Raw genomic sequence first — 15659 nt, 5'->3', positions numbered from 1 at the left:
GTTTACATGAAATCTTATTTGCCAGGTTTCTGATCAATACCTGTCATTTCCCAATGCCCAAGTGAAATAGGAATGCTTCCAATTGAATTAAGTTTGTCAAAGAATTCTTTTAATGGAAAAGACCTGCCTTCATTGATCCTGAAATAATCTGCCATTGCATTTTCCAGTAAATACTTCCCAGTGATATAACTACTTCCATAGCCTGGTTGTCTCATATATAAATGTTGCTCAAAAAGAAGTAATTCTTTTTCAGTTTTCATCCAGCCTCGAGGGGTGTAATTGGAATGAATCCCACCAGCTTCTACCATGGTCATTTCATTAGCTTGTGCATAGAGAGAACCCAAACCTCTTGCAGCTCTTTGTGCAATCATGATGTAAACGATTTCTCTGGATCGAGGGGAGTCTTTATAAAGCCCAGCATCCATAAAAATTTCCTCTACAGCAGTGGCGGTCCCTTCATTTCTTGAATCCCAAATATTATATAATAAAGGAGCTTTTCTTATTTCACTTGGGTGAGGTTCGTTATCCATTCTTGCCAGTTCAAACCAATGATAAAAGTGAGAATACAATGGCCTTGGATCATAATGCATCCCTATGGTAAAGAAGTTTCGTTTTTCTTTAGGAATAAATGAACCCATGTGTTCTCTAAGTGCCGGCTCAAAATACTCTTTGACTGTGACGATGTCTTTTTCATCTAAGAATGTCAAGATGCTTTTTACTGATTCTTCGGCCATGAGGTCAAATTCTTCGGGTGAACTTGCATCTTTCAATTCAGGCAGTCCTGCATTTCTATACTCTTCAAGTTTCAAGGAAGACCAAGCTCTTGCTAACTCCCGTTTCAAGATCATTACCTCATCTTCCCAGGTTAAGGGTACTAAATGTACATTTTGTAAATACCATGTGTAATTTTCTTTCCCTATACCGGATTCTCCGGTTTTGGTCAAAGCTTCTTTCTCTAACCAAGTGACTAGGTCTTGAGTAGCGATTTTGGCTTCATTTAGGGTATTTACTAATTCCGGTTGATCAGAAACCCCTTCTAGTTTCAGAATATTATCCAAGTCTATGACCTGTGTAGCAATAGAAGGAATGCCTGCAGCCCACAATTCTCTGGCATTTCCCGTTAGGTTTTGCTTGGCTTGTTGGTTTAAAGCAGGAATGATTTTAATTTCCTTTATAAATTTAGAAAGAGATTCACCTTGCAAAGGAAATTCGTATTGCCAAAGTTCTAAAACCCCATGATGGGTCGGTCCTTCATGGGCAGGAACATCACTTCTTTCAGTCCAGATGGTTTTATAAAAAGCAGGATCTCTTTCCCAAGGTTTAAGGATTCGTTGATTAAAATCATACCCATTTAATTCCGCTTTTACAATTCGATAATCCACTTGCTCTGGAATAGTCCAACCAGAAGTGTCGAGTTGGGAAAATTGAGTTTGGATTTTCTTAAACTCAGTTTGTCTTTTCTCAAAAGTTTCCTTTCGGTAATCGGGCGCCCCTTCATGTAATGGTGGAGTTTCAAATGCCCTCCAGTTTTTAAATAGTGCTACTAATTCATTGTAGGATGAAACTGGTTGCATTGCCATTGCATGACAATGAAAGAGGAGTGAGCAAAAGAATGTCAGATAGGTGAAAAGTAAAATTTTAAGCTTCATAATGGATGGTGGATTTCATTTAAAAAGTAAGATAATGTATAGAATTGGTAAAACCAGCTTCAAAAAGGGAGGAGCTTTAATTCCTTATAAACTGATTGTTTAGGTGGGCTTTTGTAGAAATATAGGATGTTGCTTAGGCTCAGTTAAAAACAAATTGAAAGGTATTCTACTTCGATTTTTTATTTCGTACAGTTCCTGTATTTTTGTGCTTGCTTAAAAAACGCATTACAAATTAATATTTATGGCATATTTATTTACCTCAGAGTCAGTATCTGAGGGGCATCCAGATAAAATTGCGGATCAAATTTCCGACGCATTAATTGATAATTTTTTGGCATTTGATCCTAATTCTAAGGTTGCTTGTGAAACTTTGGTGACTACAGGACAAGTAGTCTTGGCCGGAGAAGTAAAATCCGATATTTATTTGGACGTACAGAAAATCGCACGTGATGTGATTAACCGGATAGGATATACCAAATCCGATTACATGTTCGAAGGTAATTCTTGTGGTGTTTTATCTGCGATTCATGAACAATCTCAAGACATTAATCAAGGAGTAGATCGAAAGAGCCCTGAAGAACAAGGAGCTGGTGATCAGGGGATGATGTTTGGATATGCAACCAATGAGACTGAGAACTATATGCCTTTGGCATTGGATCTTTCTCATATGATCCTTCGGGAATTGGCCGCATTAAGGAGAGAAAATAAAGAGATCACCTACTTGAGGCCAGATTCTAAAGCCCAGGTAACTATCGAATATTCTGATGACAATGTACCTCAAAGAATAGAAGCAATTGTAGTTTCTACTCAGCATGATGATTTTGATGAGGAAGAGGCGATGCTTGCTAAGATCAAATCAGATATTGTTTCTATCCTGATTCCAAGGGTGATCGCACAATTAAAGCCAGAAATTCAGAAGCTATTTACAGACGATATTAAATACCATATTAACCCGACAGGTAAATTCGTAATTGGAGGTCCTCATGGTGATACTGGATTAACGGGAAGAAAGATCATCGTGGATACTTATGGAGGTAAAGGGGCTCATGGTGGAGGTGCATTCTCTGGGAAAGACCCTTCAAAAGTAGATAGATCTGCTGCCTATGCCACCCGACATATTGCCAAAAACATGGTAGCTGCTGGAGTTGCTGACGAGATCTTAGTTCAGGTTTCTTATGCGATCGGAGTAGCTGCTCCAATGGGTATCTATGTAAATACTTATGGCACTGCTAAAGTAGATATGCATGATGGGGAAATTGCCAAAAAAGTAGAAGAGCTATTTGATATGAGACCTTATGCAATCGAACAACGATTGAAGTTGAGAAATCCGATTTATGAGGAAACCGCTGCCTATGGCCATATGGGAAGACAAAATGAAGTCGTTTCAAAAACTTTCCTTTCTCCTTATAGAGATGAAATCACCTTAGAGGTAGAGCTCTTTACTTGGGAAAAATTAGATTTTGTAGACAAGATTAAATCCGCATTCGGATTATAAAACGAAAAGCCTTCCGAAAACTCGGAAGGCTTTGTTTTTCTATGCTGATATTTAATTAGATGTTTCAAATCTTTTAAGAATTCGAATTTTCTGATTGAAGCTCACATTTCGTTTTGAGCTCATTTAATTTAATCATCCAAAGATCTACGTTAGCTTTTGCTTTCTTTGCCTCACTGGCAAGCCCTTCAAGATTTTCATCATCTTCTATAGTCCATTTTCCTGATGATATCCTTGCAGTCAGGTCTTCAACTTCCTTTGTGTTTTCCTGCCATACGCCGATTAATCCATCAATCTTTTCTTTTAAATTGGCATATTCAGTTTCACAATTACTTGCCTCGCCATTTACGCTAATCGGTATAACCTCTGTGGTCTGATTCTCTTCTTTTTTTGTTTTCAAAAGGAACTGTTGATCTCCGATTTCCTTAGAAAGATCTCCGATCATCTTTGAAGTAGTTTTCCATTCAGCTAGTAGCTTTGTAAGCTTATCCACTTTTTGTTCTGATGGGCCACAGCTGAAAATCAGCCCGATAAAAACAAAAATTATCATATAATTTTTCATATCAATCTAGATTTTAGGATGAAGTTCATTGTTTATTATTTTCCCGAAAATGAGGAAAACAATCCCCTTAACAAGACTAATTAATTTCTTGGAATAGCCTTATACAGACTATTCAGGAGGATAAAATGAACTGTAATAATTTTCATACATAATTGTCCAAAAAATATTCCAATGAAGGAAATGGGCTTTAGTTGACCCGAAAACTAAAATTCGTATTTGGAGACGACTTATCCGGTTTTATGTGGATTCTTATTTTTTATCGGACTTGCTTGTTCTTTAAATGCGCAAGGTATTGTCACACTTAAGGAATATTTAGATAATAATAACCTATATAAAACCGATGGTGAAGACTCGACGATTAAGGGAGTAGCACGTTTAATAGTAAATATTGATTCCAATCCAAAAACTTTGTAAGAGGGAATAAACAGAGGAGAATAGATAGCTGGGTATTTATTTTGGGACTGTGGGTGGGATAATTTGTAAAATGAGGTAAAACAGCGTTGAAGTTAGTGGAGGTCAATATAACTTTCTGAATAAAAATAGCATCGAGTCAAAACCCGATGCTATCTAAATTTATCCTTAAAAACTGTAACGTCTAATCAGGACAAGTCTTTTACTAATAATAAAGCAGAGATTAGGAATTCGAAGAATCTGTATTGATTCCGCAATTTTCCTTCAATTCCTCCAATTGATTTAACCATTGCTCGATGTCTACATCTCTTTCTTTTACCTCTAGATCCAAGGCTTTGAGATTTTCATCATCTTCAACAGTCCATTTTCCTATTGCCATATTATTGGTGAGTTGGTCAACTTTTAAAGAGTTTTCTTTCCAGACGGCAATAAACTCATCAATATCCTCCCGAAGAGTTTTATAGGCAGTTTCACAATTACTCTCCTCACCTTGAAAACGAATAGGAATCATTTCGGTAGTTCCATTTTCTTCTTTCTTCGTTTCCAATAAATACATTTGATTCCCCAGTTGTTCAGAAAGGTCCGCTACTTTTTCAGAAGTATTTTTCCATTCCGCAATGAGGTCTTTTAACTTTTCTTCTTGCCTATCAGATGGACCGCAACTTACAATCAATCCAAAAAGCACCAGTACAAACATGTAATTTTTCATATCGAATTCGGGGTTTTAGGATGAAGTTCACAGACCAAAAATTTCCCAGGAATGGGGATTTAATTACACATGGAATACATGCTTTTGACCTAAAAAAGCTTTCAAATAACTCTTAAAGGCTTGATCAATGAATTAAAAACTATTTCTTGCCTAAATAGTCCAAATGTTATTCCAAAATTCGATAAATGTCCAAGGGGCACTTTTCGTACCCTAAGAGGACTTAAAACATTTCTTCAATTATTTGGGTGTAGAAGTCTTTTACCTCCATGCCAATTGCACGGACCTGTTGGGAAATCAGGCTTGTTTCAGTTTGACCAGGCACGGTATTGATTTCAATAAAGTAGAATTTACCGGTTTCTTTTTGAAGAAAGTAATCGATTCTCACAGCACCTTTGCAGTTCAGTTTTTCATAAATTTTTGGGATGATGCGATTGACTCTTTCTACCTCTTCTTCATTCATTCTGCCAGGAGTAATTTCTTCTGTTACCCCTGCCACGTATTTTGCTTCATAATCAAAAAACTCTTTGCTGCTCACTATTTCTGTAGCAGGTAATACCTGGATATTTCCTTTGCCTTTGAAGCAACCTATAGAAAATTCCCTTCCTGAAACGAATTCTTCCACTAAGACTTGCTTGTCTTCACCAAAAGCTTTGTCCAAGGCTTCTGGTAATTCCTCCCAAGTTTTGACTTTACTCATGCCAATGGAACTTCCGCCATTGTTTGGTTTGATAAACAAGGGTAGAGTTAACTCATTCACCACTTTTTCTTGATTCTCGGTAGAGTTTTCAAAAAGTTGGAGAGACTTTGCAATGTGTAATTCCTCAATGTCATCTACAATTGCCTTGGTATAGCCCTTATTCATGGTGATGGCTGAAGTCAATTGATCACAGGTGGTATAAGGGATTCCAATCATATCAAAATACCCGGCTAGCTTTCCGTCTTCTCCTGGCGATCCGTGGAGGATATTGAAGACACCGTCAAAGGTGATTTTTTGGCCATCTACTTCAATGCTAAAGTCATTCAAGTTGACCGGAATTTTAATTCCCGCATCATTTAAAAAATACCAGTCGCCGGGATAAATCAGAATTTTATAAATATCATAAAGGTTTCGGTCAATTGTTTTTTCAACAACTGCCGCACTTTTTAATGAAATGACTGACTCACCGGTAAATCCTCCAGTCACCAGAGCTATTTTCTTCTTCATTGGGATAAAAATTAGAACTACGAATTACTTGAATTTTCTTTTATTTCCCGCAGTTCCCGCAGATTCTCTCGGATAAATACCGCAGATTTTCGATGAATTAAGAGTTGTTAGAGGGTAGGGAAATAAAAATCAGCTTGGATCAGCGTTTTTTCTGCGGATATCAGCGGGATTTATTAAGCTAATTTGATCTGATCCAGATAAAACTTCATTCTAGAATGATCTCTGGGAAGAAAATCGATTTTGTCAATCTTATCCAGTTTGTGATTGTAAAATACCTCGATGTATTCATTATTTAATAGGTATAAGTTGACCTTATGTCGGTAATAACGAATACCCACTACAAATGTGCCCTCAGTATATAAGGTGGTGATTTTTTTATGGAAAGGGAGGTTTGTGAATTCTTCTCTACTCATATCCTTCGCTTCAAACTACGAATATAACGAAATGATAGGTTGATTTTGATATATTAGGGTTGATTCCTTCGTTCAAGAATCATATACTTGAAAGAGTAAATACGCGAATGATCAAACAAAGATTTTCTACCTTTTTCTATTTGATTCCAATTCTGGCTTTCTTGGCCTTTTCCTGTGCTTCCAAGAAGAAAGTAGCATCGGATCCGTTTGATGTGGTGATTTCTACCGCTAGAAGCTATACTGGGACTCCTTATAAATATGGCGGCACAACCAGAGCAGGAATGGATTGTTCGGCCTTAGTGTACCATGCTTTTTATTCTGTTGGAGTCACGATGCCCCGAGTTTCTGCAGATCAGAGTCAGGTAGGAAAAAAAATTAATCAAAGAGATTTACAGCGTGGAGACTTATTATTTTTTGCTACAGGAAGAAGAAAAAACAGGGTGACTCATGCTGGGATTGTGACTGAAGTAAGCAAAAATGATGTTCGATTTATCCATTCTTCTACTTCTTTGGGCGTTTCGGAGGATTATTTGAGTAATCGCTATTGGTCCAAGGTATTTTTATTTGCGCGTAGAGTGATGGAGTGATTTTTTGACTACAGGTACATTTTTGGAGCAATTCCTTAACAAATAATTGATAAGCTTCGGATTATTTCCCAAATATCCTTTGGGATTAGGCTTTATTGGTTAATTTTGCGGACGAATTCAAAAAGCATATCCTTTTTACATTTCATTCTATCAAATGGCAAATATTGGAAAGATAACTCAGGTAATTGGACCCGTAGTGGACGTTTCCTTCGAAGGCGGTAAACTGCCAAACATCCTTGACGCGGTTGTAGTAACCAAAGAAAACGGCCAAGTAGTCGTTATGGAAGTTCAACAGCACTTGGGTGAAGACAGAGTAAGAACTATCGCAATGGACTCATCCGAAGGGATGGTACGTGGCATGGAGGTAAAAGACTTGGGTCAACCAATCTCTGTACCAACTGGCGAGGCTATTAAAGGACGTCTTTTCAACGTGGTTGGAGATGCAATTGACGGTCTTCCACAAGTTACTACTGGAGCTAGACTTCCTATTCACAGATCCGCACCAAAATTTGAAGACCTTTCTACTTCTACGGAAGTACTCTTCACTGGTATTAAAGTAATTGATTTGATCGAGCCTTATGCAAAAGGTGGTAAGATCGGTTTGTTTGGTGGTGCCGGTGTAGGTAAAACTGTATTGATTCAGGAATTGATCAACAATATTGCGAAAGCATATGCTGGTCTTTCTGTATTCGCCGGTGTAGGGGAAAGAACAAGAGAAGGGAATGACTTGCTTCGCGAAATGATCGAGTCAGGCATTGTAACTTACGGTGATGACTTCCTCCACAGCTTAGAAGAAGAAGGTGGATGGGATCTTTCCAAAGTGGATTTGAAAAAATTAGAAGATTCTAAAGCAACCTTTGTGTTCGGTCAGATGAATGAGCCTCCAGGGGCGCGTGCTCGTGTGGCCTTGACTGGTTTGACTTTGGCTGAATATTATAGAGATGGAGACGGAGAAGGAGCAGGTAAAGATATCCTTTTCTTTATCGATAACATTTTCCGTTTTACTCAGGCAGGTTCTGAAGTGTCTGCACTTTTAGGTCGTATGCCTTCTGCGGTTGGTTACCAGCCAACATTGGCAACAGAAATGGGTGCTATGCAGGAAAGAATTACCTCTACTAAAAATGGTTCCATTACTTCCGTACAGGCAGTTTACGTACCTGCGGATGACTTGACTGACCCTGCTCCAGCGACAACTTTTGCTCACTTGGATGCTACTACGGTATTGTCAAGAAAGATTGCCGAGCTAGGTATTTACCCTGCGGTGGATCCTTTGGATTCTTCTTCAAGAATTCTTTCTGCAGAAATCTTGGGTGATGAGCATTACGATTGTGCTCAACGAGTGAAAGAAACTCTTCAGCGTTACAAAGAATTGCAGGATATCATTGCGATCTTGGGTATGGAAGAACTTTCTGAAGAGGATAAGCAAGTGGTACACAGAGCAAGACGTGTACAGCGTTTCTTGTCTCAGCCATTCCACGTTGCTGAGCAGTTTACAGGCTTGAAAGGTGTTTTGGTAGACATCAAAGACACCATCAAAGGCTTCAATATGATCATGGATGGTGAGTTGGATCACCTTCCAGAAGCAGCATTCAACTTGGTAGGTAGCATCGAAGATGCGATCGCTAAGGGTGAGAAAATGTTGGCTGAAGTTAAATAATTAGAAAATAGAGCGGCGGCTTAGGCTTTTCTTGGCCGCTTGCTTTTATATAAATCCGAATCAGATGCATTTAGAAATCGTCACACCGGACAAAAAAGTATTTCAGGGTGAAGTGACCGAGGCCAGTTTCCCAGGTGCCGGAGGTGCATTTCAGGTGTTGAATAATCACGCTCCGATCGTCTCAGCTTTGGCAAAAGGAACTGTTTCCTTTACCACAGCAGAAGGCAAGCAGTCCATGGTTGTGGATGGCGGAGTAGTGGAAGTAAAAGATAATGTAATTGTATTGCTAGCTGAGAAAGTTGTAGCTTAAGCTATTATGTTTAGATATAAAGGAAGTCCAACTCGTTAGAGTTGGACTTTTTTATTTTAGTATGATTCAGGTTCTCCAAAAAGAAAAGCCCCGTTCCATAAGAACAGGGCTTCATTATTATTTCTGAAATGGGAAGCCTTTCTATTTTATTTTTACGGTTCGAATCAGTCATCCAACTTTCAGACTTCCCAACTTCTTAATTACTCTCAATCACCTGGCCTTTTTCACGATACAAATCCACCGGGCCATCCAATAATACCGCGATTACCGTAATGTCTTTGTCGTATACATTATCTGGAATATCTATGTATTTCATGCCAGGAACGGAACTCCAGTACATTTTTCCCACTTCCCTAGATTGCAATTTGGTTCCATTTCCAACCACCCAGACACGTTGGATTTTATTTTTTAGGCCTTTGATGGCCAAGGATTCATTGACTTTATAGTCCAAATAGATATAAAGAATAGTCTTGTCCTTAGAAAGTGTAGTAGGAGCATAGATATGACCATCAGGAATTCCCGCCTGGGTTTCGTAAATGGCTGATTCATGCTTGGATGTCCAGCGCGCAAATTCGTTTAAAATATTTTCTGCTTCTTCAGGAATAGAACCATCAGGTTTGGGGCCAAAGTCCATCAATAGATTTCCACCCATATGAAGGCAATCCACAAAGATTCTTAAGAGTTCACTTGGAGATTTATAGGCGTGGTCATTTCCCTGATATCCCCAACTGTTGTTCAAGGTCATACACAATTCCCAAAAATCACTGTCGGGTCTCGAAACTGGAACACCTTGCTCTGGAGTGGCATAGTCACCAAAACCTGGGCCCAATCGGGAGTTGATAATCAAGTCGGGATTATAGCCTAATAATTTATCTTTCAGTTCAGCACTTCGCCATTCTTCTGGGCTATGTTCCCAATCTCCATCAAACCAATACAAATCCGGATTGTACTGGGTGGATAATTCGCTTAATTGTGCAAAGTTGAAATCGGTGAATTTACGGAATCTTTCAGGATCATTTTTGTATCGAAAAGTTTCACGAGTATTCCGATCATAATCAGGATGAGACCAATCCAGTACAGAAAAATAGATTCCTTTTTTAATTCCTTCTTTTTCCAAAGCGGTCATAAAAGGTCCTACCAAGTCTGTTCCTGCTGGAGATTTTTTCACAACTGAAAGATCGCTAGCCTTGGTATCCCAAAGCGCCACTCCATCATGGTGTTTGGCAGTGAGTACAGCATATTTAGCCCCGCTTGCTTTGATCAGTTTGGCCCATTTTTCGGGATCATATTTAGAAGCAGTGAAACCATCCAATTGCTTCATGTAATCCTCGTATTTGATGTAATCATTGAAAAAAGACCATGATTCGTCGATTCCATTGACAGAGTAAATACCCCAGTGGATAAAGATTCCAAGTTTAGCATCTTTGAACCACTCCATTTTATCAGGATTTTCTTGTGAAATAGCTGGTTTGGGGGTAAGTAAGGCGATCAGGCAAAAAGTCAGAATTAATAGAGAAGTTGTTTTTCTAAATAACATGGGGTAATTGAATTTCTTTTTTAGAGCCCCGAAAATAGTTAATTGAGTAGGAACTTCAAGGTCAAAACATTGATAAGGATAATTTAGAGGAATATTATTGTTTGTAAAGTATTATCCATACCTTTGCAGTCGCGAAAGGAGGTGTAAAAATATGATCGTAGTAAACGTAAAAGAGAACGAATCTATCGAAAAAGCGCTAAAGCGTTTTAAAAAGAAGTTTGACAAGACTGGTGCAGTCAGAGAACTTAGAGCTAGACAAGCGTTCACAAAACCTTCTGTAAAAAGAAGAGCACAGGTCATCAAAGCGTCTTATAAGCAAAAACTTCAAGAGGAAGCTAATAAGTAATCGTTTTTGACAAAAACATATAAAAGCGTACTGACTTCGGTGAGTGCGCTTTTTTTGTTTTCATCTTAAGGTTCTCTCTTTTTTTTAAGATTCAGAGATTTTATTTGTCTGGTAGTGAGCCATCAATCGTTTTGATGACTTATGTAGCTATTATTTCCTTTCATTTTTCATTACTTATTTCATTTTTTTTCGTGTACCTTAAATAAGTAATCACAGTACATGATCGACTCATTTATCAATTATTTAGAATTCGAGAAAAAATCCAGTCAGCATACCGTATTGGCTTATCAAAAAGACTTGGAGCAATTTGAGGAATTTGTATCCACTGCTTTTGAAAGAGAAGACATTTTGATGTCCGATCATGCTGAAATTAGGGCTTGGGTAATAGACTTGGTAGAGAACGGTCTGAGTACCACTACGGTTAACCGAAAAATCGCCACCCTACGTTCTTTTTATAAGTTTTTGCTTCGCTCCAGACTTATTGCTAAGGACCCAACCTATAAGTTAAAATCCCTTAAAAACCCGAAAAAATTACCCGAATTTCTTCAAGAAACTACCATTTCTTCCGTTCTAGAGGAAAGTGTTTATGAGGAAACTTTTGAAGGAAATAGAGACCGAATGGTGATGGAGTTTTTGTACCTGACGGGAGTGAGGCTTTCTGAGCTCACAGGATTAAAATGGGAAAATATAAACCTTCAGGAAGAAGTGGTGAAAGTTTTAGGAAAACGAAAAAAGGAAAGAATAATACCTCTGACAAAGGGGCTTGTTCGAAATATCATTTTGTATAAAAAAGTATTTGAGCAAAGGTTTTCAAATGTTGCTCAAAGTGACTATTTTATTGTTACAAATCACGGAAAGCCAAGTTACCCTATGATGATATACCGTGTAGTCAGACAATATCTGGACCTTTTTGCACAGACTTCCAAGCGCAGTCCTCATATCCTGCGTCATACTTTTGCGACTCATCTACTCAACAAGGGAGCAGACCTCAATGCTGTTAAAGATTTACTTGGGCATTCCAACCTTGCGGCGACGCAAGTATATACCCACAATTCATTAGAAAAACTCAAGGCTGTGTTTGAACAGGCACATCCTAAAGCGTAAATAAATTATTGTTCAACCATTAAATGCAAATCAATATGAAACTGCAGATGCACTCAATCCACTTCGATGCTGATCGAAAATTGATCGATTTTATTCAAAGAAAAGCAGACAAGCTGGAGACCTTTTATGATCGAATCATAGATGGTGAGGTTTTTATGAGGCTCGATAAGAATGACAACAATGAAAACAAGATTGTTGAAATCAAATTAAATGTGCCAGGGAAGCAGTTTTTTGCAAAGAATCAATCAGATTCTTTCGAAGGGGCCGCTGATGAAGCGATAGAAGGGCTAAGAAGGCAAATTAAGAAGTACAAAGAAAAGGTTGTTCTCGTAAGGCAATAATAGACCCTAAAATCTTTTATAAACCCTCGGAGTTCCGAGGGTTTTTCTTTTTCTTGCGAGCTTTTACTATGAGGTCCAACTTATCTTATAAATCGGCATTTTGGATAGTCAGCCTGGCTATCGTTTTGGCAAAAATAGCCTTCGTTTTCCGCCCCGAACTCGATTTGTTTACAGAAGAAGCCCAGTATTGGCTTTGGTCAAAAAATTTGGCTTGGCATTATTATTCCAAACCTCCTTTGGTAGCCTTTTTGAACTACATCAGTACCTCCATTTTTGGAGTTACCGAATTAGGAGTTCGCATCAACCCCATACTTTTTGGACTGGGGACTGCTTGGGTGACTTATAAATTCGGGTCTTATTTATACAATGAGAAGGTTGGTTTTTGGGCTTCCATTTTCTTACAAGCAATGCCTTTTTGGTGGATGATTTCTTCCTTTCACACCACCGATACCTCTCTAACTTTTTTCTGGTCTTTGACTGTGTTTTTATTATATAGGGCCTTGAAAGAGAAAAAGCTTAATTGGTGGATTCTCGCTGGATTTGCTGCCGCAGTAGGACTGATGGCTAAGGCTATGATGGTATTAGCATTTCCATTCCTTTTTTTATTCATTTTGCAAGAAGGAAAGCTAGGTAAGAAGTGGAGAAATATGCTGCTTTTCTTTCTGGTCATGTCCCTTGGATTTATTCCGATTCTAGTATGGAACTTTCAAAATGACTTCAATACTTTCAAGCATCTAGCAAACCTAGCTGGAGCTGGAGGAGGAAATGAAGAATCTACTGCCTCTTTGGGGAAATCCACAGCTCAGTTATTCGAATTTTTGGGTGGTCAATTGGCGATGCTATCTATATTCTTGCTGCCAATCCTGTTCTACTCCATTAAAAGTGTGTTTAAATATAGAAACCAAGATAAATTTTACCTCATCTTGCCTGCCATACTTACGTTAATCAGTTTCTCTTTTTTAAGCTTCTTTACAGAGGTTCTAGTGAATTGGCCGGTTTTCTCCTATGTGGGATTGCCGATTATCATGAGTGAATGGGTGTTAAATCAATCAAGTAAGTGGAAGAAACTCCGTAATTGGGGTCTTGGAATCAGTATTGGGATACCTTTATTGCTCATCCTTCCTGACCTCACTTTTGTCAAATCTATTCCTCCTATTAAAAAAGGTGAAAAGCAACTGTTTAGAAGAATGTCTGGCTATGATCCGCTTGCTGCAAGAGTTGATTATTTACAGGATAGCTTGGAGTTGTCAGATTCGTTTGTCTTTTCCGAAACTTATCACATGGCTTCCGAGCTATCTTTTTATTTAAAGGACCATCCGCAGCCATATATGTTGAATATGGGTGCAAGAAGAAACCAATTTGATCTTTGGGATGGGATGGAGCAGTTTTTAGGGCAAAATAAGGATGGGATTTTTGTTAGCTGGAATTATGACTCTCCTGGTAAATTTGCACAATTTGACTCTTTACTTTATGAGGAAAAGTTCGAGGTGTATTTTCGCGGAGAGCCGTTGAGGACTGCCACCATTCAAGTATGGAAAGACTTAAAAGAGTTTGATCCCTATATTCCAGAAACCTATTAATCTCCTATTTTTTGTAGCCAATAATAGACTTTCCCATTTTCTTCTAATAGGTCTTTGAAATTTGGGTCTCCTAGATGTTGAAGTAAAAAAGGAATCTTTTTCGAATCCCAATTCATTGAAGCGACTTCGACTTCATAATTTTGAAGTGGAAGTTGCTGCAGGTATTTGTCTTCTACGATTAAGTTCGGATAAATGGAAGACCTTTCCAATAATTCCTGCTCACTCAAGGATTTCTCTCCAGTAATATCAGTCATGTAATAATCGGGTCCTAAGTATACCCTAATCTTGCTGCTGACATGAATGTTGCCAATGAAACCAATTTCCTTTGTAGGGTCAATTTTATTGGAAGAAACAAAAGCTTGAACTTGGGCTCCTTGCTCTGGAAGAGAGATTTTTGCGGTAACAGTAGAAAGAAAAAAGAATACTAGTAAAATGGAAAAGGATAATCCCCATGGCAGCTGACTTCCTTTATAGACTAATTGGACTAAATAAATCAAAAGGGCAAATCCAATTGCCAATTGCAAATAAACCCAAAAGGTACTCCCTAATTGGAAATTGATCCAGAATCCTGTAACACCGACTATGAGGGATAATAGAATGAAAAATGCTGCACCTATTTTCAAGCCTTTTTGACGCAATTGGAAATCAGCTTTTACCAGGATCCAACTCAGGAAGATTGCCAAAATAGGCGCAACTGGTAATAAGTAGCGTTCATAAAATTTGGTAGTCATAGCTCCCATTCCTAGAATGGCCAATCCCCATAGAACTGCGAATCCAAAGAATACTGCATTTTCTTTCCAGGTTTTCTGAATGGTCTCTTTGAATTTCGGGAAAGGATAGAACCCCCAAGGCAGATAAATTACAAATAGAATGATTGAGGCAAGTGCTCCGTTTTTTAGAATAAGTAAGTAGCGTGATGCTACTCTTCCTCCAACTTGATCTTCTAAAAAGCTATCTAGGTAAGTAGGACCATGAATTTTCCACATGGCCACAAACCAGAATAATCCGATAATAATAGCGAGAAGGAGAGAAGGTAAATGAAGGAATGTCTTCCATGATATTTTTTTCCAGGGATTGAATAGCAGGTAAAGTATTCCGATTCCTCCTAAAGCAGCGGCTGGTAGTCCTTTTACTTCAAAGGCCAATGCCAAACTGAGATATAATATCCATATAAACTTTTTTGGAGCTTGGTCTCCATACCTCATTAATCCTGCAAATCCAATGGCACTGGCTGTCATAGTAAGGCCTAATAACACGTCTGGTATGGAACGGGTGGAGGCAAATATCAAAACAATATTGGAAGCGATAATCAGGGCAGATAGTCCTGCAATCTTTTTGTCTGAGAATAAGACTTTTGCAACCAGATAGGTGATTCCGATAGTCAATGAACCGGCTAATAAAAAGAAGATCCTGGATGAAAAAGCACTGACTCCAAATATTTTGAATCCAGCTAAAACCACCCAGTAAGTTCCTATGGGTTTTCGAAACCTCAACTCTCCGTTTCCGAGGTACGTGGTGAGATAGTCTCCATTTTGCATCATTTTAACAGAAGCATCACTATAATACATTTCATCTGGAAAATGCATGTGAAAGCTCAGGGCAAATGGTCCTACCAAAATGGCAAAGGCCGCCATTATTACCCATGGATTAATATGAAGCTCTTTTGAAAACATCTTGCAAAGATAAGATGAATGAACTTTGTCACACCAAATTTTCGTTGGCAACCGAAAGCCGATACGCAGTTTATTGGCAACGGA

Annotated in this window: 15 protein-coding genes; 8 read left to right on the top strand and 7 right to left on the bottom strand. The window is 38.4% G+C overall.

The window, feature by feature from the left end; all coding sequences use genetic code 11:
• Positions 1-14: 14 nt before the first annotated feature.
• Positions 15-1649 carry a DUF885 family protein gene (locus BUR11_RS13355; protein WP_074225488.1) on the bottom strand — a complete coding sequence of 545 codons (1635 nt, stop codon included), beginning with the start codon at positions 1647-1649 and terminating at the stop codon, positions 15-17.
• A gap of 241 nt (positions 1650-1890) precedes the next feature.
• Here BUR11_RS13355 and metK point away from each other — a divergent pair, with 241 nt between their 5' ends.
• Complete coding sequence (metK, locus tag BUR11_RS13350; RefSeq protein WP_074225487.1) at positions 1891-3144, top strand: methionine adenosyltransferase; 1254 nt, start codon at positions 1891-1893, stop codon at positions 3142-3144.
• Between the two features lie 73 nt (positions 3145-3217).
• Here the strand turns inward: metK and BUR11_RS13345 are convergent, their stop codons facing one another.
• The 4 genes from BUR11_RS13345 to BUR11_RS13330 form a co-directional block, all read right to left on the bottom strand.
• Entirely contained in the window at positions 3218-3703 is a 486-nt protein-coding gene (locus BUR11_RS13345; protein ID WP_074225486.1) for a hypothetical protein, read from the bottom strand.
• A 634-nt stretch (positions 3704-4337) separates the two neighbouring features.
• A complete protein-coding gene (locus BUR11_RS13340) occupies positions 4338-4823 on the bottom strand; it encodes a hypothetical protein (RefSeq protein WP_074225485.1) in 486 nt (161 codons plus the stop codon).
• 220 nt (positions 4824-5043) lie between these two features.
• Positions 5044-6027 carry a D-alanine--D-alanine ligase gene (locus BUR11_RS13335; protein ID WP_074225484.1) on the bottom strand — a complete coding sequence of 328 codons (984 nt, stop codon included), beginning with the start codon at positions 6025-6027 and terminating at the stop codon, positions 5044-5046.
• Between the two features lie 173 nt (positions 6028-6200).
• Complete coding sequence (locus BUR11_RS13330; RefSeq protein ID WP_074225483.1) at positions 6201-6440, bottom strand: hypothetical protein; 240 nt, start codon at positions 6438-6440, stop codon at positions 6201-6203.
• A gap of 107 nt (positions 6441-6547) precedes the next feature.
• Here BUR11_RS13330 and BUR11_RS13325 point away from each other — a divergent pair, with 107 nt between their 5' ends.
• From BUR11_RS13325 to atpC, 3 genes are all read left to right on the top strand, one after another.
• Positions 6548-7027: a C40 family peptidase gene (locus tag BUR11_RS13325; protein WP_074225482.1), complete on the top strand. Its 480-nt coding sequence runs from the start codon at positions 6548-6550 to the stop codon at positions 7025-7027.
• A 154-nt stretch (positions 7028-7181) separates the two neighbouring features.
• On the top strand, positions 7182-8684 hold the full coding sequence (gene atpD, locus BUR11_RS13320; RefSeq protein ID WP_074225481.1) for a F0F1 ATP synthase subunit beta: 1503 nt from the start codon (positions 7182-7184) through the stop codon (positions 8682-8684).
• A gap of 64 nt (positions 8685-8748) precedes the next feature.
• On the top strand, positions 8749-8994 hold the full coding sequence (atpC, locus tag BUR11_RS13315) for an ATP synthase F1 subunit epsilon (RefSeq protein ID WP_074225480.1): 246 nt from the start codon (positions 8749-8751) through the stop codon (positions 8992-8994).
• Positions 8995-9190: 196 nt separating this feature from the next.
• On the opposite strand, the gene BUR11_RS13310 is transcribed toward atpC, so the two are convergent.
• Positions 9191-10531, bottom strand: a complete 1341-nt coding sequence (locus BUR11_RS13310; protein ID WP_074225479.1) for an alpha-L-fucosidase — start codon at positions 10529-10531, stop codon at positions 9191-9193.
• 151 nt (positions 10532-10682) lie between these two features.
• Between BUR11_RS13310 and rpsU the strand changes: the two genes are divergently transcribed.
• The 4 genes from rpsU to BUR11_RS13290 all read left to right on the top strand — a co-directional run bounded on the left by rpsU (position 10683) and on the right by BUR11_RS13290 (position 13902).
• Entirely contained in the window at positions 10683-10877 is a 195-nt protein-coding gene (rpsU, locus tag BUR11_RS13305) for a 30S ribosomal protein S21 (RefSeq protein WP_074225478.1), read from the top strand.
• 219 nt (positions 10878-11096) lie between these two features.
• Positions 11097-11981 (top strand): tyrosine-type recombinase/integrase, encoded by an 885-nt coding sequence (locus BUR11_RS13300; RefSeq protein ID WP_074225477.1) that lies wholly within the window; start codon positions 11097-11099, stop codon positions 11979-11981.
• A 35-nt stretch (positions 11982-12016) separates the two neighbouring features.
• Complete coding sequence (gene hpf / locus BUR11_RS13295) at positions 12017-12322, top strand: ribosome hibernation-promoting factor, HPF/YfiA family (protein WP_074226131.1); 306 nt, start codon at positions 12017-12019, stop codon at positions 12320-12322.
• Between the two features lie 68 nt (positions 12323-12390).
• On the top strand, positions 12391-13902 hold the full coding sequence (locus BUR11_RS13290; RefSeq protein WP_074225476.1) for an ArnT family glycosyltransferase: 1512 nt from the start codon (positions 12391-12393) through the stop codon (positions 13900-13902).
• On the opposite strand, the gene BUR11_RS13285 is transcribed toward BUR11_RS13290, so the two are convergent.
• The gene (locus BUR11_RS13285; protein WP_074225475.1) at positions 13899-15575 is read right to left on the bottom strand and encodes an ArnT family glycosyltransferase; all 1677 of its coding nucleotides are present in this window, start codon (positions 15573-15575) and stop codon (positions 13899-13901) included. The two genes, BUR11_RS13290 and BUR11_RS13285, sit on opposite strands and share 4 nt — an antisense overlap.
• Between the last annotated feature and the right edge of the window lie 84 nt (positions 15576-15659).

Origin of the sequence: Algoriphagus halophilus, from assembly GCF_900129785.1 — a bacterium.
In the GTDB taxonomy this organism is placed as follows: domain Bacteria; phylum Bacteroidota; class Bacteroidia; order Cytophagales; family Cyclobacteriaceae; genus Algoriphagus; species Algoriphagus halophilus.
The sequence above is the reverse complement of the archived record's forward strand: the minus strand, read 5'-3'. Positions and strand labels throughout refer to the sequence as shown.